The following is a 21,666-nucleotide window of genomic DNA, read 5'->3' on the forward strand; positions in this document are numbered from 1 at the left end:
GCCTCTACCCCTTTGGCCTCAAAAGCGCGCAGCACACGCCGCACGGTCTTGTCGCTACATCCCAGGTGCTGGGCGATGAGCGGCGCGCTCCAGCCCTTGGCGGCCAGCAGCACCATGTCGACCCGCTCACGCACCCACCAGCCTGCATCAGGTGCGCGGCTCAGCTTTCGCAGCTGAGCGCGCATCTTCTCGTCTACCCCTCGCGGTCTCATCCCGGGGGTGGACAATATCTATGTCCAGGGGCTTAGCGCATCGGCGACTGCTGGCGCGCGGGGCCGAAGTTGGGACGGTTGAAGAAGCCGCCCAGGTGCGCCACGCGGTACTTCGGATCGGTCTTGTCCGGGGGCAGGATGGTCAGGCCCGCGCCCATGATGCCCAGCCGCTTCACGAACTCCGGCTCGGCCTTCAGCTTGAAGTCCATGTCCGGCTGGCTCACGTCCAGCCGCTGGCCGAACTTCACCGTGCCCGAGCCGAGGATCTCCAGGTCCTCGCTCCGGGCCTGCAGGGCCTCCACGGTGCCCAGGCCCTTCTCGATCTTGATGCGCGCGTCGATGTCACCCAGCGCGATCTTCGGCAGGTCCATGGGGGTGGGGGTGCCGTACATGGGCACCATCACGTTGCCGCCCTGGATGAGCAGTCCCTTGGTGTCCAGCGAGAGCTGGCCGTTGGCCTGGCTCAGGTCCGGCTGGCCGCGCGTCTTGGGCAGGGTGAGGTCGAGCGAGCCGTTCAGCTTGCCCGTCAGGTCCACGCCGCTGAAGCCCTTGAGGTTGCCCCCGGAGGTGTCCAGGTCGGACAGCTTCACCGCGACCTTCACGTCGCCCAGCGCGCCCACGTTGCCGCTGAGGCTGCCGCCGAGCAGGTTGGCGTGGAACGCCACACCTGGAGGCAGCAGCGCGGGCCGCACCGCCACGGAGTCCACGATGATCGGCTCGCCCAGCTCCTCGGGGCCCGGGAGCATGGAGGTGTTGCTGGCGAGCATTCCGTGCAGCTCGGGCGTCATCCCGTTGGGCACCTTGCTGATGCGCACGTTGGTGGCCGTCAGCCCGCGCAGTCCCGGCCGCAGCGAGCCGATGCGCAGCGCGTACCCCGCGTCCGCCGCCGCGTCCACGGCGCGCTTGCGCAGCATGTCGTACGGGAACGTGAGGAACAGGCACACGAGGAAGGCCACGAGCGAGAACGCACCGTAGCCAAGGGCGAGCTTCCAGCGGGCGATCTTGGTCTCAGCAGCCATGGTCATTGCTTCATCTTGTAGGTGGCGACGGTCGTCCACGCCGTCAGGGTTTCCGAGGCATCGCGCGGCTCGAGGCGCAGGCTCTTCACCTTCACCACGCCGGGCCCGCGCTCCACCGAGGACAGGAAGTCATGCAGCTTGCGCAGGTCCACGTCGGTGAACGTCAGCTCCACCGAGCTCTCGACGATCTGCCCGTCCCCGATGCCCACGTCGTTCTTGGGCGTCATGTTGGGCACGGTGAGTCCCGCCTGGGTGGCCTTCTCCTCGATGTACGTCATCAGCCGCACGTTGCTGCCGGTGAGCTGCTGCTCCACGCTCTGACGCTCCTGGGTGGCCTCGCGGTAGCTGGCCGCCAGCGCCTGCACCTCGCGCAGCTTGGCCATCTTCTGGTCCGTGCGCTTGCGGTAGGCGTCCGCGCTGCTGGAGAAGGAGAAGATGATGACGAACAGGACGAAGGCCAGCACCGCGCCTCCGGTGCCCATCACCATCTGGCGCTCCCGGCTGGTCAGCCGCTCGAACCAGGCCTTGGCGTCGTTGAGGAGTCCTCGAAGCTTTTCCATGTCCTAGCCCTCCCCACCTTGGGTCTGCTCGGGGCACTCCACCTGGATGTCCAGGCGGAAGGAGACCTTGTTGCCATCCTTGGTCTTCTCCATCTTGCCCTCCTTCACTTCCTTGAAGCAGCGGTGCCCCTTGAGTGCGGAGGAGATGGTGTCGATCTGCTTGGAGCCGTCCGTGATGCCGCGCACGCTGATGCGCTCGAAGTCGATGTCGATGCGGTCGAACGTCACGGGCACGTCCGCCGGCACCCGCTGGGACATCTCCGCCAGCAGGTTGACAGCGGACATCTTCGGCAGCGCGGCGGCCGGGCTCTCCACGCCCTTGAGGCGGTTGAGCGCGATGTCGTAGTTCTTCTCGCACGAGCCGAGGATGCGCTGGGTGACGTCGCACAGCACGGCGTCCACCTGGGCCTCGCGGCGGGCGAGCACCGAGTTGCGCACCACGCCGCTGGCGATGAGCAGCAGCAGCAGGGTGGCGGCGAAGGAGGCCAGCAGTCCCAGCTTGTCCTTCACGTAGTCGTAGTCACCCTTGAAGGCGAACTCGCCGCGGCGCAGGTTGAAGCGCGGCGCCTTGGGGCCCGAGGCCTGGCCGCGCAGCGCGAGCGAGTACGCCTGCATCGCCGTCGGCTGCTCCGAGGCGGGCACCGTGGCCGTCGCCTCCGAGGGCAGCGCCAGCACGCGCACGGGCATGCCCAGATCCTTGCTCAGCTGCTCGGCGAGGCCCGGCATGCGCGCGGTGCCGCCGCACAGCAGCACGGCGCCCACCTGCCGGCGGGTGCGCGCGGTGAAGGCCTTGAAGGACGGGCGCAGCTCGCGCAGCACCGGCTGCAGGCCGCGCACGAAGGCCGACGCCGCCCGCTCACCGTCCGGCCCCTGGGCCGTGGCCGCGCTCGCCAGCGCTCCGTGCTGCTCCTTCCAGTGGTGCGCTTCCGGCTGCGGCGTCTGGAACTCGGTGGCCAGCGCGCGGCTGAGGTTCTGCCCGCCACCGGCGAAGGTGCGCGCGAACTCCACGCCGCCGCCGGGCCGGCCGATGGCCAGCGTCGTGCGCTCGTGGCCGAGGTCCACGATGGCCACCGCCTCCGCGTCCGTGCCCGCGAACAGGGCCGGCTGCTGCAGCAGCAGGTTCTGGTAGGTGATGCCCGGGTGCGTCACCACGCGCGGGTCCACGCCCAGCTCGTTCAGCACCTGCAGCAGCGTGGCCAGCTCCTCGCGGCGCACCACGCCCACCAGCAGCTCGCTGCCCTTGTCCTTCACCTGCGAGGCGACCTGGTAGTCGAAGACGGTCTCGTTCAGGTCGAAGGGAATCTGGCTCTCCACCTCGAAGGGGATGGTGGCTTCGATCCGCTTCGGGTCGGTGAAGGGCAGGGCGAGCTGGTGGGTGACCAGCGAGGGGCCGGGCAGCGCCACCACCACCTGATCCGGATGGTGGAATTCCGGGCGCGCCAGCAGCTCGCGCAGGGCGGTGCGCAGCGTCTCCTGCCGCTCGCCTTCACCACGGCGCACCTCGGCCCAGGCCCTCACGGCCGGGTTGCGAGCATTCGCCTCGAGGAGCAGCCCCTTCACCGAGTGGCTGCCCAGGTCCAGACCTAGAATCCGGGCCATCGTTATTCCTCTCTCCAGTACAGGAGCTTGCCGAGCCCGTCGTCGAGCCGGACCACGGCGGTAATCGTCTTCTGAACCGACCCCGCCTCTCCCACGGACTTGATGCTGAAAGTGTTGCTCTTGTCGCCCAGCAGGCGGTTGCCGGCCACGTTGGCCTTGAGCTGGGGATTGACGGCGATTCCCGCGCCCTCGATGGCGGTCACGAAGTCCGCCACACCCATGCCGAAGAAGCTGAAGGCCCGCGCCGCGCGGATGCGGGAGATGAGCTCCTGGACGAAGACCGGATCCCTCAACCGGGGGTCCGGCCGAGCGGGGTCCGCCGCCGACAGGATGGCCATGTACATCATCATGGGGTCATCCGTGTTGACGTTGGGCTTGGAGTTGACGTCCGGGTACACCGTGAGGCGATCCCGGAAGGCGGCCATGAAGCGGTCGTTCACCCCATGCACCCGGTACAGCTCGTCCATGCTGTCGAAGCGCGCGTTCTTCGACTCGTAGCGGGGATCGAAACGGCTGTAGGGCCCGTTTTCATCCGAGAAACCGGCGGCGAAGGGGCTGACGGCGTTGTTGGGGTCGAAGGCGGACTGCGTCTTGTCCTCGTCCACCCAGTCCTTGATGGCGATGATGACGTCCTGCGGCAGCACGCGCACGCCGTTGGCGTCCTCCTTCGAGAACAGGAACTCGAAGCGCTTGTCGCTCAGCAGGTCCATCAACCGCATCGCGGTGGGGAGTGCGTCACCCGTGCCCGCGTTGAGGCGGTGCAGGTTGAGCTTCTCCTCCTCGTCCTGGATGGTGGCGAGGAAGCAGCCCGAGAAGCCGCCGAAGGAGCGCCGGGAGGGACCCAGGGACAGCTCACCTGACGCCGCGTCATCCTCCTCGGAGAGCGGGGGCAGTGCGGGGGCCTCGTCCTCCTCCTCGTCCAGGAGGCCGCCCCCGGTGGTCAGGCCCTTGAGCATGTGGCAGTCCACGCGAGCCAGCTTCCACAGCTGGATGTTGAGCGAGGAGGCCGGCTGCTGTCCGCCCGCGGCCCCGCCACCGCCGCCCGTGATCTGGGAGAGCAGCCCGCCGATGTTGGGGATGGGCGTCTGGTCCACCTGCTTCTGGAAGCGCAGCAGCAGGCGGGAGAGCGCCACGCCGGAGCGGGCCATGTACATGGCCTGCACCTCGTCGCGCTGGTTGGCCGCCAGCTGAAGGTCCACGCGGGTGTTGTAGGCGAACTCCGTGGCCACGACGGTGAGGATCGTGATGGCCACCACGGCGATGATGAGCGCCACGCCGCGCTGGCGGCGGTTTCCCCGGGCATCGCGGCGGGCGCCTGCCGGCCGGGCCTCTGTGTGGTTGGGGCTCGTCATCTCAGTACCTGGGTAGCTCCGTGTTGAGCATCACACGGGTCTGGGTGGTGTAGCGCGTCTCCTTGCCATTCTCGTCGAGCGCCACCAGGGTGATACGAACACGCGTGGGCATCTTGGACTTCAGCTCCGTGCGGCGCGTGTCCCACTCGTCCTCCCACTCCTTCCGCTCGGAGTCCCAGTAGGCGAACTCCAGCTTCTTCACTCCCTCGAAGAGCACATCCGTGGTTCCGCCCCGCTCCATCCGGCCTTCAACATTCGGATTCACCCGGCGCATCAGGTCCATGCGGCCGTTGGCCCCTCGCTCCGAGGACGTCTGGACGGAGTACTCCACGATCGCCTGATCGGACTCCTTGGCGTCCGTGTACAGGCGCTGGTGGGCGAAGGTGGTGATCGTCAGTTGATCCTCCTCGCCGATGAAGTTGGTGGGCCGGTCGTTCTGGTCGCGGTAGCGCTGCGCGTCGTAGCGGTCGCTCACGTACGCGGAGCCGATCTCCCGCGCCATGCGGTTCATGGCCGCGCGCAGCATGCGGTAGTGATCGGCCTCGCCCTCCACCACTTCCTTGGCGTGGAAGCCCGTCTGGAAGGCCATGCCCACCATGGCGCCCATCAGGGCGGTGATGGCCACGGCGATCATGATCTCCATCAGCGTGAAGCCACGGCGCATGGAGCGCTTCATCGCACGCCTCCCCGGATGCTGCCGAGCGGGTTGGCGCCATTGCGCTGCTGCAGCCAGTCCGAGCGCCGCATCAGGGGCTGCCCCGTCTGTGGGTTCACCATCCCGCTGGGGCCGGGCACGCCCTGGACGATCATGCCGCTGGCGGGGTCCACCCACTGGTTGGCGGTCTCCGAGGGCTGCGTGCCGTTAGTGGGGCTGAAGCCACCGTTGCGGTCCGAGCCGGGCCCCAGCGACACCACGTGGGTGACGAGGTCCAGGCTCTCCACCTGGGTGCCTTCCTTCCAGTAGACGGTGAGGTGCACCTCGCGGACCGTCTGGGTGATCTGCTGCACCATCTGCGTGAACATGGGCTGGGCCATGCCCATCGCCGCGCCCGCCATGGGGTTGCTGGTGGTCTGCGAGGGGCCGCTCTGGCCGTCCTTGCCTCCGGCCGCGCCGCCGCCACCGAACATGGCGGCCAGGCCGCCCATGTCTCCGCCCTCGCCGATGGGCAGGTTGAAGATGGCGCCGATGAGCTGCTCGGGGGAGACGCCGTCCGTCTGCGGGGCGATGATCTTCGCCCGCCACTTGTAGTTGTCCCAACCCTCCTGGGAGAAGTCGCCGGTCTCCTCGTCGTCGTCGTTGGAGAAGCCCTCGTCGTAGAGCTTCTGCTCCAGGTCCGTCATCTTCGAGCGGGCCAGGAGCGTGGCCACGGTGAGCTTCTTGGCGTAGGCGTGGTTGGAGACCGCGCCGGAGTTGATGTCGAAGATGGCCATCAGCGCCAGCGCCAGGATGGCGAGCGCCACCACCGTCTCCAACAGGGTGAAGCCACGGGAGCGTCTCATGACTTGGGCACCTCCAGCGCCTCGCCGACGATCTCCACCTTACCCGTCAGCGGCGACACGACGAGCGTCCAGACGTTGTCACCCTGGCGCACGTAGACCTGGGCCTTCTCGGTGAAGCCCTGGGGGAAGAAGTAGAGGTAGGCCGCGCCCTTCTCGGCGGGCTCGCGCTGGTGGCGCGTCCACACGGAGAGGGAGACACCGGCGGGCAGCTCGCGGGGCCGGACCTCCTCGGCGGTGTACTCGGAGAAGCGCGCGGCGTTCTCCACGCGGCTCTCCTCCTGGGCGAGGATCTCGTCCAGGCCGGGCAGGTCGTCGCTGCCCCGGGTGAAGTTGCGGCGCGGATCGCTCCGCGTCTGGCCGCGCTTCGCGTCCTCGCGGGCGCGGCTCTCCTCTTTCAGCATGTCGTCGCGGTCGCGCGAGGTGGTGACGTTGCCCGCGGCGCACTCGGCGCGGTAGCGGGTGATGCCTTCCTCGTCCTTGGGGTCGGCCAGATCGAAGGTGAGCCGGCACGTCTTCCCGCTGAGCGCGGCGGTGTCGTAGAGGGAGCGGATGACGCCGGCCAGCTCGGCGGCGGACGCCTTGGCCTTGGCGCCGGTGATGGATCCGATGGAGATGGTGACGGCGGCGAACAACACCGCGGCGATGCCGATCGCGATGGACACCTCGATGAGGGTCAATCCGCGCTCCCGGGCCCTGCGCCGCGCGATGCTTCCCTGTCCGTTCATTGCTCTCCCCCCTTCGCCGCCTCCTGCTGCTGAGGCGTCCCGACGATGGCGTTGTTCAGCACGCCTCCGCTGATGAGGTCCGAGGCGTCGCCGGTGCCGCCAGGCACCCCGTCCGAGCCGTAGGACACGATGTAGCCCTTGCCCAAATCCGACATCCGGTACTGGTACGGACGCCCCCAGGGATCGTTGGGGACCTCCTTGAGGAGGCCCACCTGCAGGAGCGGATAGAAGTTCTCCGGCTGCGAGGGGAAGCGCCCGGTGATGCGGTGGTAGGACTTGAAGTAGCCCTCCAGCCCGCGGATCTCCGCCCGCGCCTGGCGCTGCAGGGGGCTGAGCGTCTTGTCGAAGGTGAGGCTGGCGATGCCGAAGGCCCCCGCCGTGGCCAGGACGATGACGACGGCGACCAGGAGCCGCCCCACGCGGGACGGACGCGCCGTCTCTTCTGCTTGCTGCTGCGTGGATGCGTGCTCGAGGGTCATGGTGTCGTCTCGTTGCCTGGAGGGTCGGCTACTTCTTGGCCGTGTCGCGCGAGGAGATGTCCGCGTCGGGACCCTCGCCGCCCTGCGTGCCGTCGGCGCCGTAGGACATGAGGACGGGCTTGCCGCCCTCGTTCATGTACACGTACTCGTTGCCCCAGGGATCCGTGGGAACCTTCTCCAGGTTCTGCGTGTCCACCAGCGCCTTCAGGCCGGTGCCCGTGTCGGGGTACTTGCCCTTCTTCGTGTAGTAGAGCTTCAGGGCGTTGTGGATGTTGGCGATGTCCAGCCGGGCCGTGTCCTGCTTGGCCTCGTCCAGCTTGGGAATCACCGCCACGCCCACGGCGGCCATGATGAGACCGAGGATGGTGATCACCACCATGATCTCGATGAGGGTCATGCCGCGGCGGCGGCGCTGCTGATTCGTCTTCTTGTCGCTCATGGTCATTCCTCTCGTGACTTTTCGGCAAGCCACCGGGCCGTTATCGGGTTGTCCCTGTCAAAATGTCGTGCGGCTGGGAGCTGCCGCCGGCCGTGCGGGCCTTGGAGTCGGAGGCGTACAGGGCCACCCCCACGGTGAGCAGCGCCGCCGTCAGGGCGAGCAGCGCCACGAGGGTGACGCGCTGGATCCACCGGTCGAGCGTGTTGTTCATCGCGAAGCCTCCGTTACCGGATGGCCGAGTTCACCTGCAGAATCGGCATCAGGACCGAGAAGGCCACGAATGCAATGATCACGCCCATGAACACGGTGAGCAGCGGCTCGAGCATGGAGGTGAGGGCGCCGATGCGCACGTTCACCTGGTTCTCGTAGCTGTCCGCCACCGACAGGAGCATGTCCTCCAGCTGTCCGGAGCGCTCTCCGATGGCGATCATGTGGTACACGAGCGGAGGGAACTCGCCGGAGCGCTTGATGGGCGTGGCGATGCTCTCTCCCTCGCGGATGGCGTCGCGGGCCTTCTCCACCACGTCCGCCAGGATGGAGTTGGTGATGACGGCCCGGGTGATGTCCATGGCCGTCAGCAGGGGCACGCCACTCTTGAGGAGCGTGGCCAGCGTGCGGGCGAAACGCGAGATGGCCAGCAGGCGCAGCAGGCTGCCGAAGATGGGCGCCTTCAGGGCGAAGCGATCCCACACCGGTCTACCCTTGGGGCTGCGGAAGTAGGAGGTGGCCGAGAAGATGATGACCGCGATGAGCGGGAAGATGATGAACCACCAGTCCCGCAGGAAGTTGCTGCCCCAGATGAGCATGCGGGTGGTGATGGGCAGGGTGGCCTTCATCGTGGTGAAGATCTTCGTGACCTTCGGGATGACCACCACCATCAGCATGGTGAGGATGCCGGCGCCCACCAGCATCATGATGGCGGGGTAGGTCATCGTGCCGATGATCTTCTGCTGAAGCTTGGACTGGCTCTCGGTGAAGTCGGCCAGACGCAGCAGCACGGCATCGAGCGCGCCCGAGTGCTCGCCGGCGCGAATCATGTTCACGTAGAGCGAGCCGAAGACCTTCTGGTGCACGGCGAGCGCGTCCGCCAGGGAGGCGCCCTCGTTCACCCGGCCCTTCACGTCCGAGAGGATGATCTTCAGCCGCTCCTTCTCCACCTGGTCCACCAGGGCGGAGAGCGACTCGACCAGCGTCACGCCGGCGCCCAGCAGGGTGGCCAGCTGGCGCGTGGTGATGGCGATGTCGTCCGTGGTGATGCGGCCGCGGGCCATCTTGCCGAAGTTGACCTCGCGGTCCGCCTGGGCCGCGTTGGCGCCCTTGCGCACGGCGGCACGGCCGCCCTCGGCCTGGCCGAGGACCTCCGTGAGGAACTTGCCGTCCTTGCGCAGCTGCGAGCGCAGGGTTTTGGGCGAGTCCGCCTCCAGCATTCCACGGATGGGTTTTCCGGCCTGATCAAGGGCCTTGTACTCGAAGACTGGCATGGTGGGTCGCGGAGTAAAACCGCGCCCCGAGCCTCTCCCTTCCGGAAGAGGTGGGGCGCGAGTGCTTTAGAGGTCTTCCTGCGTGATGCTGAGCACTTCGGCGATGGTGGTCTCGCCCAGGGCAATCTTGCGAGCGCCGTCATCCAGCAGGGTGCGCATGCCGTGGCCCACGGCGGCCTTCTTGATGGTGGAGGCGTCCACGTTCTTCAGGGCCAGCTGGCGCACGGTGTCGTCCACCAGCAGCAGCTCGTAGATACCGGTACGGCCGCGGTAGCCGTTCTGGTTGCACGAGGGGCAGCCGGCGGCCTTGTAGATCTTCTCCACCCCGTAGCGCTCCTTGAGCAGCGCCCGGGTGAGGGTGAGCTCCTTGAGCTCCTCGTCGGTGGGCGAGTACTGCACGCGGCAGTCCGGGCACACGCGGCGCACCAGACGCTGGGCGAGCACCCCGGTGAGCGAGGAGGCCACGAGGAAGGGCTCCACGCCCATGTCCACCAGACGGGTGATGGCGCTGGCCGCGTCGTTGGTGTGCACCGTGGAGAACACCAGGTGGCCCGTGAGCGAGGCCTGGATGGCGATTTCCGCCGTCTCCTTGTCGCGGATTTCGCCCACCATGATGACGTCCGGGTCCTGACGCAGGAAGGAGCGCAGGCCCTGGGCGAAGGTGAGGCCGATCTTCGGGCTGATGGCCATCTGGCCGATGCCCTTGAGCTGGTACTCGACCGGGTCCTCGACGGTGAGGATGTTGAGGTCCGGGGTGTTGATGCGCGAGAGGGCGCCGTAGAGCGTGGTCGTCTTGCCGCTACCGGTGGGGCCCGTCACCAGGACGATGCCGTGCGGGCGGCGGATGACGTGCTCCATCTGCTCGAGCATCTGGGACGCCATGCCCAGCTCGGTCAGATCCAGCAACGTGGTGTTCTTGTCCAGCAAGCGCATGACGATACGCTCGCCGTAGGTGGTAGGGATGGTGGACAGACGGATGTCGATGTCGCGTCCGGCCAGCTTGATGCGGATGCGGCCGTCCTGCGGCAGGCGCTTCTCCGCGATGTTGAGCTGCCCCATCACCTTCACACGGCCGATGATGGCGTTCTGGTAGCGCTTGGGCGGCTTGATGATCTCCTGCAGCACGCCGTCGATGCGGAAGCGCACCAGGAGCTCGCGCTCCATGGGCTCGATGTGGATATCGCTGGCGCGCTCCTTGGCGGCGCGGAAGAGCACGGAGTTGATGAGGCGGATGATGGGCGCCTCGTCACCCTCGTCGTTGAGCAGGTCCTTGACCTCCTCGATCTCCTGGGCGAGCGAGTCCAGATCCGTCGCATGGAGCTCGTCCACGAGCTGCTCGGCCTCGTTGGTGGCGCGGTCGTAGACGCTGTTGATGGCGTCCACGATGGTGGAGGTGAGCGCGATGCGCGGGTGGATGTCCCGGCCCAGCAGCATGCGCGCATGGTCCAACACGGTGGTGTCCAGCGGATCCGCCACCGCCAGGGCCACCGCATCCCCGTCCACGGACAGGGGGAGGATGCGCGCCTGCTTGGCGAAGTTGATGGGCATCCGCTTGATCAGCTCGGCGTCCACCTCCTCCAGGAAGATGCGCGCCAGGTAGGGCAGATCGAGCTGGAGGCCGAGCGCCTTGGCCACGTCCTCCTCGCCGAGGGCCTTCATGCCCACCAGGACTTCCCCCAGCCGGCCGCCCTTCTCGGCCTGGAGCTGGAGCGCCTCCTGAAGCTTGTCCTCCGTGAGGCCACTGGTGTGGCGGAGGATCTCCCCCAGGGGCCGGCCGCACAGGAAGGCGGGGCCGTTGGAGACGACCTGGGTGGCGGCGTCGGCGGGCTTGGCGAGTGGGGCGTCAGCGAGCAGGCTCATGTTCTATCTCTCGTTCCCGGTGTCCGGCTGGATGCGCAGGCGCTCCTGATCTTCGGGCGCGGGCGGCGGCTGCACGGGAACCGGCTCCGCCGCCGGAGTCAGAGAACCCCCCCCGGACGGCGAGACTTCCCCGTCGCGGGAAGAAGGCTGCGAGGGGCCATCCGCCGGGCTGCTCGGCCGCAGGATGCGCTCACCGGGCTGGCCGGGGCCGCCGTTCTCCGCCTTCTGCTCCTCGGTGGCCAGCACCCGGCGCATGCGGCTCAGGGGCCCGCTCTTGCGGCTGAAGTCCACCGGCACGTCGTAGCCGGCCACCTGGCCGTAGAACTGCTCCACGAACTGCTGCCGCTCGGCCATCTTGCGCTCGAAGATACGCCGGAAGTCCGACTGGTCCCGGATGATGTGGGGCGTGAGGAAGAGCAGCAGGTTCGTCTTCGTCTTGCGCGTGTTCGTCTGCCGGAAGAGGTGGCCCAGCAGGGGCACGTCACCCAGGATGGGCACCTTGGCCACGGACTCGAGCGTGCGCTCCTGCATGATGCCGCCGATGACCACCGTCTCCTGATCCTTGGCCACCACCGTCGTCTTGGCGCTGCGCTTGGAGGTGGTGGGACCGAGCACGGGATCCGTCGAGGCGATCTCCTCCGTCTGCTCGGAGATGGTCATGCGGATGAAGTCGCTCTCGTTGATCTGCGGCTTGACGGTGAGCTTGAGCTCCACGTTCTGGCGGGTGATGGGGGCGTAGAGGCTGCCCAGTCCGCCCAGGCTGCCGAGCAGCGACGGGGTGAGGCCGCCGGTGGCGCCGCCCGTGGTGCCCAGGCCGGTGCCCAGCGAGGAGGGCGAGAAGCCGGACTGGAAGGGCACGTTCTGGCCCACGGTGATCTCCGCCTCCTCGTTGTCGCTGGTGAGGATGTGCGGGGTGGAGAGCACGTTGACGTCCGAGCTCTGCTGGAAGGCGTGCAGCACCACGCCGAAGGCGGGGATGTCGATGCCCAGGTTCTTCAGCTCGGGGATGACGGGGCCCTGCAGGCCGGCGAGGAAGCCGCCGAAGCTGGCCAGGTTGGCGAGCGAGAAGGAGGGGGGCAGGCCCTGCGTGGTGTACTTGGTGCCGATGATGCCCGAGCCCGTCCCCAGCGGGGTGCCCAGCTGGTAGCCGCTGTGCAGGCTCAGCCCGAACTCGTTGTTGCGGTCCAGGTTGACCTCCATGATGACGGCCTCGACGAACACCTGCCGCCGCGCCTTGTCCAACTCGCGGATGACGCGCACCAGGCTGCGGTAGTCGCTCTGGCTGGCGATGATGACGAGCGAGTTGGTGCCCTTGTCGGCGGAGATCTTCACCTCACCGGCGAACAGCTCGGCGGAGCCGCCGCCCGGGGCGCCACCGGGACGGGGCACGCCCGGAGGCATCGCGGGGGTGGGCGTGCGCGGCCGGCTGGAGGTGCCCTGCGCCAGCGACTGCAGCGTGCTGGCGATCTCCTCCGCGTTGGCGTTCTCCAGCGGGTAGACGTTGATGCGCTCGGTGCCGGCGGTGGGGATGTCCAGCTCGCGCACCATGCCCTGGATGCGCTCGAAGGCGGCGGGGCTGGCCACGACGATGAGCTTGTTGGTGCGCTCGTCGGGGATGATCTGCGAGAAGGTCACCGGGCCGGAGCCGCTGCTGCCATCGGGCCCGGGCATGGGGACGGCGTCGGGGCCTCCCTGGGGCATGACCGCCGGCGGGCCGGCGCGGTTGGTGCCGGGACGGCCCGCGCCGCCGCCCTTCGGCTCGAAGAGTTTCTGCACCGTGGCGGCCACGTCCGCGGCGGTGGCGTACTGCACCTGGATGATGCGCACCTCGTCACTGGCCGCGCGCGTGTCCAGCTGATCGATGATGCGCTCGAGCCGGTGCACGTTGGCGCCCACGTCGTTGATGATGACGATGTCCGGCGGGTACGGGATGGTGTCGCCGTCCTTGGACACCAGCTGTTGCAGCACCCCGCGCAGAGGCTCCACCTCCACGTTCTTGATGCGGAACAGCTTGGTGATCATCTGCTCGTTGGTGGTGTACGTCGCGTCCGGATCCACCACCGTGGGGATGGTGCCCTGCTTGGCGGCGCGCTTGTCGACGATCTTCAGGAAGCGCCCGTGCGGGGAGATGGCCAGGCCGTTGGCGTCGAGCGCCGAGAGGAAGGCGGCGTAGAACTGATCCGCGTCCACCTCCACGCGCCCGTTCTCCGGGCCGATGATGGAGATCTTCCCGCGCACGTTCTCCGGGAGGATGAAGGTGCGGCAGGTCGCGTCCGACACGGTCTGCACCAGCTTCTCGATGTCCACCTTGTCGAAGTAGATGCCGTAGCGGGCGCGGCGGCGGACCTCCTCGCACGTGGGCGTCTGACGCACGCCCGTGCTCCCGCCTTCAGGGGACGTCTGCGGGGAGATCTCCCGCTCGGCGGGAGTGCCCGCGGGCGGAGGTGGACCGGGGCGGCGCTGCGCCAGGGCGGGCGCGGCGATCGCCAGGCACAGCAGGAGCAACCAGGACGGAAGCGTCTTCATGGAGGGGCGGGGTAATGCGGGGTTAGCGGATGGTGTAGTTCTTGCGGACGCTCGAACCGTTGCGCTCCAGCTCGATCTCGATCCGCGAGGCTTCCTTCAGCTTGGTGTAGACCTCGAGGGCCTTCTCCGGGCTGTTGAGCTCGAAGCCGTTGATGCGCTTGATGACGTCACCGTTCTGGACGCCGATCTTCGAGTAGATGGAGTCGGGACGGATGGAGAAGAGCTTGAAGCCCTGGGCCTGGCCGTCCTTGAAGGCCGGCACGATGCGCGCCTGCATGGCCACGTCGTTGAGGTTGGCCAGCGTGCGATCAATCTCCGCGCGAGGCACCTCGTAGTCGTTCTCGCTCATGGCGCGGATGCCGCTGCCATTGGGAGGCGCCTGCACGGGGGGCCCAGCGGGCACCGGCGGGGTGTAGTTGGCCACGGCCGCGCCATCACCCGGCTGGTTGTCGATGTACTCCTTGCGGCCGGCGTTGATGATGATGACGCGCTCGCGCTCGATGTCGATGACCTCGGCGCCCTGGATGCGGTCACCCACCATGTACGTGGTGGAGCGCTGGTTGTTCATGTCCTGCACCGAGGACACGGACCACATCTTGTCGCTGGCCACCAGGGTGCCCAGCAGCTTCACGCGCAGCCCGCTCTTCACGGGGGCGGCGCTGGGGTCCACGTCGGTCTGGGCGGAGGGCTCGGCCACCATGGGCTCGGGCTCGGGAATGGCGATGCCGGTGAGGTCCGACAGGCGCTTGAGATCCAGCGAGGCCAACGTCACCGCGGGCTTCGCCTTCTGCCGTGCGGACACCTCGCCCGAGGGCAGGGGAGTCATGGCGGACTCGACGAACAGGTTCACCGTGCGTGCCGCCAGGAAGGCGACGAGCAGGATGAAGACCAGGTTCACGGTCCAGAAGTACTTGCGGAAGAAGAGTTCCATCACGCGTCCAGAGAGGGCCTACTCGGGATTGAGCAAGCGGGGTGCCACCCGCGAGGGGGGGCGGGCAACCCGAGCCTTACAGCCAAGTGCTTGAATTCATTCCGGAATAAGCCGGGCCGCTGGTGGCAGAAGCGGCCGTCGTGGCAGCTTGGGACAAAATGTCAGCGGCCGAGCAAAGAGCCTGACGGGCTGTCACTCGGCGGGGGGCGAGCCGGGGCCCTCTCCGCTGCCGGGCGTCTCGGAGGCCTCGCGCTCCAGCTTGCGGTAGATGGTACGAGCGGCGATGCCCAGCAGGCGGGCGGCCAGCGTCTTGTCCCCCTTGGTGTGCCGGAGGGTCTCGTGGATCACCCGGCGCTCGACTTCCTCCATGGGGGTGCCGATGGGGATGACGAGTTGTCCGGCCGAGCCGAGGGGGCCCTTGCGCACCGTTTCGGGCAGGTCGCCCACCTCCAGCACGTCCGATCTGGCGAGCACCACGGCGCGCTCCACGGCGTGCTCCAGCTCGCGCACGTTGCCCGGCCAGGCGTAGTTCTCCAGGGTGCTGAGGGCGTCGGGGGAGAAGCCGCGCAACACCTTGCCATTCTTGGAGGCGAAGCGGCGCAGGAAGGCGTCGGCCAGCAGGGGGATGTCCTCGCGGCGCGAGGCGAGGGCGGGGATGCGCACCTCCACCACGTTGAGGCGGTAATAGAGGTCCTCGCGGAAGCGGCCCTCGGCCACCTCGCGCTGCAGATCCTTGTTGGTGGCGGCGACGATGCGGACGTCCACCTTGACCGTCTGGGTGCCACCGAGGCGCTCGAGCTCACCCTCCTGGAGGACGCGCAGGAGCTTCACCTGGGCGGACAGGGGCATTTCACCCACCTCGTCCAGGAAGAGGGTGCCGCCGCTGGCGCGCTCGAAGCGGCCCTCGCGGCGGGCCACCGCGCCGGTGAAGGCGCCGCGCTCCACGCCGAAGAGCTCCGCCTCGAGGATGCTCTCGGGGAGGGCGCCGCAGTTGATGGCGACGAAGGGGCCCCTGGCCCGGTTGGACTGCTCGTGCAGGGCGCGGGCGGCCAGCTCCTTGCCGGTGCCGGACTCTCCGAGCAGCAGCACGGTGGCGGTGGAGGGCGCGGCCTGGCGGAGGGTGTCCATCATCGCCCGGAAGGCGGGGGACTGGCCGACCATGGAGCGCCCGCCGGTGCTGCCCATCTCCGCGAGCTTCGCCTTGAGGACGCGGTTCTCCGCGGCCAGCTCGTGGCGCTCCAGGGCCTTCTGGACGGACTTCACCAGCGAGTGGCGCTTGAGGGGCTTGGTGATGAAGTCGTAGGCGCCGTCCTTCATTGCGGCCACGGCGGTTTCCACCGTGCCGTAGGCCGTCATGAGCACCACCTCCACGTCCGGGCGGATGGTGCGCGAGGCCTTGAGCAGCTCCTGGCCGTCCATGCCGGGCATCATCAGATCCGTCACCATGACGCTCACCTCGGGGCGGCGCAGCAGCTCCAAGGCCTCGGTGCCGTTGCTGGCGGAGAGGGTCTCCAGGCCCTCGCGCTGGAAGATGCGCGAGACCGAGTCGAGGTTGGCCCGGTCGTCATCGACGACCAGGACGGTGGTGGGCGGTGTCGTCATGGCGCTGGCTGCCTTGCAATCCTTATTCCGAGTCCTCGGCCAGGAGGGGTCCACTCATCCGGCCGATGTCCTCGCGGTTCACCTTGTCCAGGTTGAACTTCCGGGCGCTGGAGATCATCCGGGCCACGGTGGGGTCGAACTCGACGGGTCCCTCTTTCTTGAATCGCAGGAAGTTGATGCGGGCCACGACGAAGTTCTTGAGGTAGGGGTTCTGCATGCCCCGGGCCTTGAGGCCGTCCACCACGGTGGCCACGGCGTCGTCCAGCTCCAGCAGCTTGCCGGCGCGGGCCTCGCGCACCTGGAGGGCCTCGGCCAGGGGCAGCTCCAGGAAGGACTCGGCGCGCTTGATGAAGGGGTTGTAGGCGCCTCCGGAGAAGCGCGGCCGCTTCTCGTAGGCGGCGCCCAGGGTGAGGAAGGCGGGCTCCTCGAAGAGGTGGGCGAACTCGGACTCGCGCCCGGCCCGCGCCCCGGTGAGGCCCCGGTGCATGCGGATGACCTCGAGCGAGCGCTCCTTCAGGTTGTGCGCCTTCTCCGTGTTGAGGGCGAGGATCTGATAGGCCACGTCCTCCTCGGGCAGCACCAGCGCCATGATGGACTTGCCCCCCAGCAGCTTCGAGGCGTGGAGCCGGTGGTTGCCGTTGGGCGTCCAGTACCTGCCCTCCTTGCGGATGGCGATGATGGGGTCCAGGAAGCGGTCCAGGCGCTCCATGGCGCCGGCCAGCCGCTTCACGTGGGGCTCGGACAGGTCGCGCTGGTAGGGCGTGGGCTCGACCTTGTCGATGGGCAGGACGGCGAACACCACCGTGTGCGCGCCGAGCGGGTCGCGGTAGACGCTCAGCACCTGGCCGCCGTCCTCCTGGATGCCCTGCACCAGCTCGACGGGAGGCGTGGCGGCCTCGCTCGCCACCTCGGCGGCGCTGAGGCCCTTGGAGGCGGGCTCGGCCTTCTTGCGGCGGGGCCGGCGCGTCGTGGTGCTGGTGGCTGCCTTCTTGCGCGGTGACTTCGCTGCCATGGTGCTCCCCCTTGTCGCGGAAGGGGGAACCTAGGCGATCGTCATGGCGCGGGGCAGGGGAAACCACTCAGGAAGTCATGTGCTCGCAGGGGCCGTGACCCGGGACGTGTTCACCCCCATGCACAACGGCGCCGCGCACAGCGACACCAGGGCCGCGGCCATCCACACATGTCCGAACGCCGCGCGAAGGTCTCCGCCAGTGGACCCGCCCACCAGCGCCACCAGCAGGCTGACGCCGAGCGCCATGCCGACCTGGCGGCTCATGTTGACGATCGCGCTGCCCGTGGCGGTCCGCGCCGGAGGGAGCCCGACCGTGGCGGAGGCCAGCAGCGTGGGAATCGCGAGCCCCACGCCCACGCCTGTCAGCAGCCAGCCTGGCAGCAGCCCGGTCACGTAGTCCGGTTCGGCACCCACCCCCATCCAGGAATAGAGCGCACCCGCCGCGCAGAACACGCATCCCGCGGCCGCGAGCCATCCCGCTCCGACCCGGCGCGAGAAACGTTGGGCGACGCTGGCGAACACCGGAACCATCAGCGGACCGGGAGAGACCGCCAGGCCCGTGCGCAAGGCCGAGTAGTGCCACACCTGCTGCATCCACAGGATGCCGGTCAGCAGGCTGGCGGCGAACGCCACGCTGAACATGAACACGCCGAGGTTGGCCCAGGCGAAAGTCCGCACCCGGAGCAGCGCGGGCTCGACGACGGGCGCGGGATGGCCGCTCGAGCGCCACCAGAACAGACCTCCCGCCACGGCGGACACCAACAGCGACACCCCCGTCCGCCCATCGCTCCAGCCCCACTCCTGCACCTTGTCGAGCGCGAGCGAGAGCGCCCCCACCGCGATACCGAGCAGCCCCGCGCCGAGCAGATCGGGCAGGGGACCGGGCGTGGCATCCCGCGAGTCCGGGACGATGCGGGCGGCGGCGACGATCGCGACGATTCCCACGGGCAGGTTCACGAGGAACACCCATTGCCACGAGAGCTCGACGAGCAGCCCTCCCGCGACGGGTCCGGCCGCGGCGGCCAGGGAACCGACCGCTGCCCAGATTCGCACCGCCCGCGTCCGTCCTTCAGGGGGCGTGGCGTTGAGCAGGAGCCCGAGGCTCGTGGGCGTCAGCAGCGCCGCGCCCGCCGCTTGAAGGATCCGCGAGAAGACCAGGCTCCACAGGCCCGGGCTCGCCGCGCAGGCCGCGCTCGCGGCCGTGAACAGTCCGAGCCCCAGCAGGAACCCGGCCTTCCTCCCGAACCGGTCGGCCAGGCGCCCGAGCGGAATGAGCAGCGCCGCGTAGGCGATGGCGTACCCGTTGAGCACCCAGCTCAGGTCCGCGAGCGAGACTCCCTGGAAGCTCCGGCCCAGGTGCTCGAACGCCACGTTGACGATGAAGAGATCGAGGCTGGCCAGGAACGCGGCCGACGAGACCACCGCGAGCACCGCACCCGGCCGGACCTGGGGTGAGGCGTGGACCTCCACCGCGGACAAGGCAGCCGTCATCGCCCGCGCGCCTCGTCTCCACGGAGGACCATGCACGAGCTGAACACCTTGGCCACGAGGCTGTTCTTCTCGTCCTCGACGTCACACTCGATCAGCCCGAGCGCCCGCGTCCGTTTGACCACGCGCCCGGTGGCCCGGAGGCGCGCGTTCCAGATGGGCTTGAGGAACTTGGTCGTGAGATCGAGCGTGGTGAAGCTCTCCTCGTCCTCGAGCGTCGTGGCCATCGCCGCGCCCATGGCGAGATCGGCCAGGTCGCAGATCACGCCCCCGTGGAGCGTTCCCATGGGATTGGCATGGCGCGCCGAGGCGTCGAGCTCGACGACGACACGGCCTGTCTCGGCGCTGGTGAGCATGAGCCCCAGCAGCTTCGCGATCGGAGGGGGTGGTGCCTCTCCTCGCATGATCCGCTCGAGATCCTGGAGGTGCCGCGTGGTCTTGGGAGCAGCGACTCGGCCGTTCATGACTTTTCCTCGTTCTGATGCCCGCGACGGGGCATGGCCCACGACGTGTGCCCGGGCCGTCCCGTCTTCGTATTATGGTCATAATATGAATCGGGATGCAGTTCCAGGGAATCGACGAGGAGGGGAGGATGGCGGCTATTGGGCGGGTGCGGCAGGGCCGAGGCCCTGCTCGCAAGGCCGCGCTCAGTCGAGGAAGCGGCGCTCCCATCGACCCATGTCCTCCTGGGTGAAGCCATTCCAAGGGTTCTGCCGCTGATGGAGCCATGGCTCCAGGATGCGTGCCAACTCGCGGTGCAACGGCAGTTCGCGACCTTCCTCGGTATCGCCCGCCTCGGGCCATTCCCCAAGAGTGACGACAGCTCGCCCGCCTTCCAGTTCCCGCACGGAAATATCCGGAGAGGACAGACGGGCACGCAGAACCGATGCCCCCCCAAGCTCGCCAAGCACCGGCTGACCTAGGAAGGTCAGCCAGTATGCTCCCTGCACCCTCGTGCCGATGTCCCAGGCGGTATCTTCCAGGGTCTGGATGTTCATCCCAGGGTAGCGGAAGCACCACTGACGGAGTTCCGCTGAGCCCCCCGGGAGTTGCATCAAGGAATTGAATGCAAAGCTGGCGTGGCCGGAGTTGAAGGGCAGCGGCGCGGCCAGTTCCAGAGCCAACTCACATACGTGGGCGGGCCCATGTGTCTCCAGATATTCGGGAGGAAGGCAGAAGGAGACCGCGCACACCGCACCCGGGTTGTTCACGAACAAAGGTGAGTCGAGCGACTTGCCGTAATAATCGAAGGCATACTGGCTGACGCCACTCGGAGTGTCCCGCAGTCTGAGGATGGGGCTGCTTCGCTCCAGCAACTTGAGACGGATGTGGTCCCAGCCCGCATCATCGAGTTCCTGCCAGTCCCCCTCCGGGTCCACGTACCAGCCGAGTGCTTTTTGTCCCACTGTGCGCGAATACGTCTCCAGTGAGCGCATCACCGCCTGGGCAACCTCCTTGTGGGAGCGACGCATGTAGAAACAAATGCTCACACCCTCACGGACCACGCTCACACCCTGCTTCGTGTGGAGCCTTATTTCTGGGATTCGAGCCACCGGATGATTCCTCGTATCGGTGCGATCAGATTGGGCCCTACCTTCAAGATCTCCAAGTACATCTTTCCCTGGGTCGAGCCCGCGAAGGGTCCTTTCTCGTACTCCCTCCAGGAGGGCTTGTTTGTGTCGGGGCAAGGGAATTTGAAGTCGTAGACGGCCAGAACCTCGAGCGGATTGCCCGAGTGGATGACGATGTCGGGCACGATCGTACCCTCGAGTTCGTCGCCGCACCCCTGCTGCAGGAGGGTTCGTACCTCCTCGCGGCTGACCAACTGTTTCTGCCCGGTCTGCGGGTCGTAGCGGTATCGCGGCTCCCGGCTGAATCGCCCTGGAATCAACTCGCCCAGTTTCTCCTCCGCGCACTGGAGGGCCAGCGCATGCTTCTCCGTGCCCAATTGCATGGCCCGGGTCATTCTTCTTCCACACGGGTCCGTTCCTGATACCTCCTCCTGGCATTGTTTGCGTGAGGGACTGTTGCCGCCGAATCGGCGGCGATTGATTTGGTCATTTGCCCAATCGACGCACTTCTCCAAGGACGTCTCGATGTCGGCCTGCGTCTTGGAGTTCAGCACCCGCAGCGCGGCCCCTACGGAGGCAGTCTCAGCAGCACCCTGGATGGTGGGGACCACCGCCTCCTCTCCAGCCACACGAGCACAATAGTTCGGGTTCTGCCGACAGGCGCTCGTTGCCGAATCGAGGGCAGGACCTGCCGAGCCGAGGGTTGACACCAGCAGACTGATCGTGAGCACGGCTGGCTTCACCCGCGCTATCAGTGGAAACGACATGACGTCCTCCAGGGGTTCATGCTGCGGGGCTCCAGACCTGTTCCATCAACAGCGCCTCGCCTGTTCTAGCCCGGCAGCGGCGAGGCCTTCATCGTGTCCACCATGTGGCGGATGAAGGCACGCACGCGGTGCGGGACCTGCCCGCCTCCGACATGGACGGCGTGGATCTGCTCCAGGTCGCCCGGGTTGTACTTCTCCAGCAGGGGGACGAGGCGGCCGGCCTTGAACTCCGCGGCCACATGCCACAGCGCCAGGCGGCCGATGCCAACCCCGTTCAGGAGCAAGTGCTTCAGGGTCTCGCCATTGTTGTAAATCCTCGCCCGAGCCCGTCGTGACGCGAGAGCAGAGGCGTGAGCATGTCCGTCGCCCCCGTGAAGGAGGAGGAAGCGATGGAAATGAAGGAGCAGGCGGAGAAGTTCCGGCGGCAGGTACTCGAGCGGGGCGAAGTGGGCCCGCGTACGCGCTACACGCAGGAGCAGAGACAGGAAGCGGTGGCGTACATGCGAGCGCGCCAGCAACAGGGGGCGAGCAGGGAGGAAGCGG

23 protein-coding genes are annotated in these 21,666 nt (G+C 67.8%); 1 reads left to right on the forward strand and 22 read right to left on the reverse strand.

The window, feature by feature from the left end; genetic code table 11:
- The 22 genes from BO221_RS51995 to BO221_RS52095 form a co-directional block, all read right to left on the reverse strand.
- On the reverse strand, positions 1 to 185 hold a 185-nt coding region (locus BO221_RS51995), incomplete at its 3' end, for a helix-turn-helix domain-containing protein (RefSeq protein ID WP_158080070.1).
- A 59-nt stretch (positions 186 to 244) separates the two neighbouring features.
- A complete protein-coding gene (gene gspN / locus BO221_RS52000; protein ID WP_073568395.1) occupies positions 245 to 1,231 on the reverse strand; it encodes a type II secretion system protein GspN in 987 nt (328 codons plus the stop codon).
- A 2-nt stretch (positions 1,232 to 1,233) separates the two neighbouring features.
- The gene (gene gspM / locus BO221_RS52005; RefSeq protein ID WP_073568396.1) at positions 1,234 to 1,791 is read right to left on the reverse strand and encodes a type II secretion system protein GspM; all 558 of its coding nucleotides are present in this window, start codon (positions 1,789 to 1,791) and stop codon (positions 1,234 to 1,236) included.
- 3 nt (positions 1,792 to 1,794) lie between these two features.
- The gene (locus BO221_RS52010; protein WP_073568397.1) at positions 1,795 to 3,390 is read right to left on the reverse strand and encodes a type II secretion system protein GspL; all 1,596 of its coding nucleotides are present in this window, start codon (positions 3,388 to 3,390) and stop codon (positions 1,795 to 1,797) included.
- A gap of 2 nt (positions 3,391 to 3,392) precedes the next feature.
- Complete coding sequence (locus BO221_RS52015) at positions 3,393 to 4,742, reverse strand: general secretion pathway protein GspK (RefSeq protein ID WP_073568398.1); 1,350 nt, start codon at positions 4,740 to 4,742, stop codon at positions 3,393 to 3,395.
- 1 nt (position 4,743) lies between these two features.
- Positions 4,744 to 5,418: a type II secretion system protein GspJ gene (locus BO221_RS52020; RefSeq protein WP_073568399.1), complete on the reverse strand. Its 675-nt coding sequence runs from the start codon at positions 5,416 to 5,418 to the stop codon at positions 4,744 to 4,746.
- Complete coding sequence (locus BO221_RS52025; protein WP_073568400.1) at positions 5,415 to 6,242, reverse strand: prepilin-type N-terminal cleavage/methylation domain-containing protein; 828 nt, start codon at positions 6,240 to 6,242, stop codon at positions 5,415 to 5,417. Before BO221_RS52025 ends, BO221_RS52020 begins: the two co-directional genes overlap by 4 nt.
- Positions 6,239 to 6,967, reverse strand: a complete 729-nt coding sequence (locus tag BO221_RS52030; RefSeq protein WP_073568401.1) for a Tfp pilus assembly protein FimT/FimU — start codon at positions 6,965 to 6,967, stop codon at positions 6,239 to 6,241. Before BO221_RS52030 ends, BO221_RS52025 begins: the two co-directional genes overlap by 4 nt.
- On the reverse strand, positions 6,964 to 7,446 hold the full coding sequence (locus BO221_RS52035) for a type II secretion system protein GspG (RefSeq protein WP_073568402.1): 483 nt from the start codon (positions 7,444 to 7,446) through the stop codon (positions 6,964 to 6,966). The genes BO221_RS52030 and BO221_RS52035 overlap by 4 nt, the downstream gene beginning before the upstream one ends.
- Before the next feature lie 28 nt (positions 7,447 to 7,474).
- Positions 7,475 to 7,891: a type II secretion system major pseudopilin GspG gene (gene gspG / locus BO221_RS52040; protein ID WP_073568403.1), complete on the reverse strand. Its 417-nt coding sequence runs from the start codon at positions 7,889 to 7,891 to the stop codon at positions 7,475 to 7,477.
- A gap of 34 nt (positions 7,892 to 7,925) precedes the next feature.
- Positions 7,926 to 8,096, reverse strand: a complete 171-nt coding sequence (locus BO221_RS55765; RefSeq protein ID WP_198956358.1) for a hypothetical protein — start codon at positions 8,094 to 8,096, stop codon at positions 7,926 to 7,928.
- A 13-nt stretch (positions 8,097 to 8,109) separates the two neighbouring features.
- Positions 8,110 to 9,366 carry a type II secretion system inner membrane protein GspF gene (gene gspF / locus BO221_RS52045; protein WP_073568404.1) on the reverse strand — a complete coding sequence of 419 codons (1,257 nt, stop codon included), beginning with the start codon at positions 9,364 to 9,366 and terminating at the stop codon, positions 8,110 to 8,112.
- A 66-nt stretch (positions 9,367 to 9,432) separates the two neighbouring features.
- Positions 9,433 to 11,226, reverse strand: coding sequence for a type II secretion system ATPase GspE (gspE, locus tag BO221_RS52050; protein WP_073568405.1), 1,794 nt, complete (start codon positions 11,224 to 11,226; stop codon positions 9,433 to 9,435).
- Between the two features lie 3 nt (positions 11,227 to 11,229).
- A complete protein-coding gene (gene gspD, locus BO221_RS52055; RefSeq protein WP_073568406.1) occupies positions 11,230 to 13,752 on the reverse strand; it encodes a type II secretion system secretin GspD in 2,523 nt (840 codons plus the stop codon).
- Between the two features lie 22 nt (positions 13,753 to 13,774).
- Positions 13,775 to 14,683 carry a type II secretion system protein GspC gene (gene gspC, locus BO221_RS52060; protein ID WP_083682803.1) on the reverse strand — a complete coding sequence of 303 codons (909 nt, stop codon included), beginning with the start codon at positions 14,681 to 14,683 and terminating at the stop codon, positions 13,775 to 13,777.
- A 192-nt stretch (positions 14,684 to 14,875) separates the two neighbouring features.
- A complete protein-coding gene (locus BO221_RS52065) occupies positions 14,876 to 16,285 on the reverse strand; it encodes a sigma-54 dependent transcriptional regulator (protein WP_073568408.1) in 1,410 nt (469 codons plus the stop codon).
- A gap of 22 nt (positions 16,286 to 16,307) precedes the next feature.
- Positions 16,308 to 17,297, reverse strand: a complete 990-nt coding sequence (locus BO221_RS52070; RefSeq protein WP_073568409.1) for a ParB N-terminal domain-containing protein — start codon at positions 17,295 to 17,297, stop codon at positions 16,308 to 16,310.
- 75 nt (positions 17,298 to 17,372) lie between these two features.
- Positions 17,373 to 18,788, reverse strand: coding sequence for an MFS transporter (locus tag BO221_RS52075; protein ID WP_073568410.1), 1,416 nt, complete (start codon positions 18,786 to 18,788; stop codon positions 17,373 to 17,375).
- Positions 18,785 to 19,249 carry a PaaI family thioesterase gene (locus BO221_RS52080; RefSeq protein WP_073568411.1) on the reverse strand — a complete coding sequence of 155 codons (465 nt, stop codon included), beginning with the start codon at positions 19,247 to 19,249 and terminating at the stop codon, positions 18,785 to 18,787. The genes BO221_RS52075 and BO221_RS52080 overlap by 4 nt, the downstream gene beginning before the upstream one ends.
- A 183-nt stretch (positions 19,250 to 19,432) precedes the next feature.
- On the reverse strand, positions 19,433 to 20,221 hold the full coding sequence (locus BO221_RS52085; RefSeq protein ID WP_233166662.1) for a type VI immunity family protein: 789 nt from the start codon (positions 20,219 to 20,221) through the stop codon (positions 19,433 to 19,435).
- A gap of 95 nt (positions 20,222 to 20,316) precedes the next feature.
- Entirely contained in the window at positions 20,317 to 21,123 is an 807-nt protein-coding gene (locus BO221_RS54685) for a hypothetical protein (protein ID WP_143196196.1), read from the reverse strand.
- Positions 21,124 to 21,188: 65 nt separating this feature from the next.
- On the reverse strand, positions 21,189 to 21,551 hold the full coding sequence (locus BO221_RS52095) for a LysR substrate-binding domain-containing protein (RefSeq protein ID WP_233166663.1): 363 nt from the start codon (positions 21,549 to 21,551) through the stop codon (positions 21,189 to 21,191).
- On the opposite strand from BO221_RS52095, the gene BO221_RS56995 reads away from it, so the two are divergent.
- On the forward strand, positions 21,480 to 21,666 hold a 187-nt coding region (locus tag BO221_RS56995), incomplete at its 3' end, for a hypothetical protein (RefSeq protein ID WP_233166664.1). The genes BO221_RS52095 and BO221_RS56995 overlap by 72 nt on opposite strands.

The organism is Archangium sp. Cb G35 (assembly GCF_001896145.1).
GTDB classification, from domain to species: domain Bacteria; phylum Myxococcota; class Myxococcia; order Myxococcales; family Myxococcaceae; genus Archangium; species Archangium violaceum.

Coding starts and splice junctions, on each gene's coding strand:
- BO221_RS52010 (WP_073568397.1), bottom strand. CDS start 3,390: ATGGCCCGGATTCTAGGTCTGGACCTGGGCAGCCACTCGGTGAAGGGG.
- gspF (WP_073568404.1), bottom strand. CDS start 9,366: ATGCCAGTCTTCGAGTACAAGGCCCTTGATCAGGCCGGAAAACCCATC.
- gspE (WP_073568405.1), bottom strand. CDS start 11,226: ATGAGCCTGCTCGCTGACGCCCCACTCGCCAAGCCCGCCGACGCCGCC.
- gspC (WP_083682803.1), bottom strand. CDS start 14,683: ATGGAACTCTTCTTCCGCAAGTACTTCTGGACCGTGAACCTGGTCTTC.
- gspM (WP_073568396.1), bottom strand. CDS start 1,791: ATGGAAAAGCTTCGAGGACTCCTCAACGACGCCAAGGCCTGGTTCGAG.
- BO221_RS52020 (WP_073568399.1), bottom strand. CDS start 5,418: ATGAAGCGCTCCATGCGCCGTGGCTTCACGCTGATGGAGATCATGATC.
- gspG (WP_073568403.1), bottom strand. CDS start 7,891: ATGACCATGAGCGACAAGAAGACGAATCAGCAGCGCCGCCGCCGCGGC.
- BO221_RS52070 (WP_073568409.1), bottom strand. CDS start 17,297: ATGGCAGCGAAGTCACCGCGCAAGAAGGCAGCCACCAGCACCACGACG.
- BO221_RS54685 (WP_143196196.1), bottom strand. CDS start 21,123: ATGTCGTTTCCACTGATAGCGCGGGTGAAGCCAGCCGTGCTCACGATC.
- BO221_RS52085 (WP_233166662.1), bottom strand. CDS start 20,221: ATGCGCTCACTGGAGACGTATTCGCGCACAGTGGGACAAAAAGCACTC.
- BO221_RS52080 (WP_073568411.1), bottom strand. CDS start 19,249: ATGAACGGCCGAGTCGCTGCTCCCAAGACCACGCGGCACCTCCAGGAT.
- BO221_RS52025 (WP_073568400.1), bottom strand. CDS start 6,242: ATGAGACGCTCCCGTGGCTTCACCCTGTTGGAGACGGTGGTGGCGCTC.
- BO221_RS52075 (WP_073568410.1), bottom strand. CDS start 18,788: ATGACGGCTGCCTTGTCCGCGGTGGAGGTCCACGCCTCACCCCAGGTC.
- BO221_RS52035 (WP_073568402.1), bottom strand. CDS start 7,446: ATGACCCTCGAGCACGCATCCACGCAGCAGCAAGCAGAAGAGACGGCG.
- BO221_RS52065 (WP_073568408.1), bottom strand. CDS start 16,285: ATGACGACACCGCCCACCACCGTCCTGGTCGTCGATGACGACCGGGCC.
- gspN (WP_073568395.1), bottom strand. CDS start 1,231: ATGGCTGCTGAGACCAAGATCGCCCGCTGGAAGCTCGCCCTTGGCTAC.
- gspD (WP_073568406.1), bottom strand. CDS start 13,752: ATGAAGACGCTTCCGTCCTGGTTGCTCCTGCTGTGCCTGGCGATCGCC.
- BO221_RS52015 (WP_073568398.1), bottom strand. CDS start 4,742: ATGACGAGCCCCAACCACACAGAGGCCCGGCCGGCAGGCGCCCGCCGC.
- BO221_RS52030 (WP_073568401.1), bottom strand. CDS start 6,967: ATGAACGGACAGGGAAGCATCGCGCGGCGCAGGGCCCGGGAGCGCGGA.
- BO221_RS55765 (WP_198956358.1), bottom strand. CDS start 8,096: ATGAACAACACGCTCGACCGGTGGATCCAGCGCGTCACCCTCGTGGCG.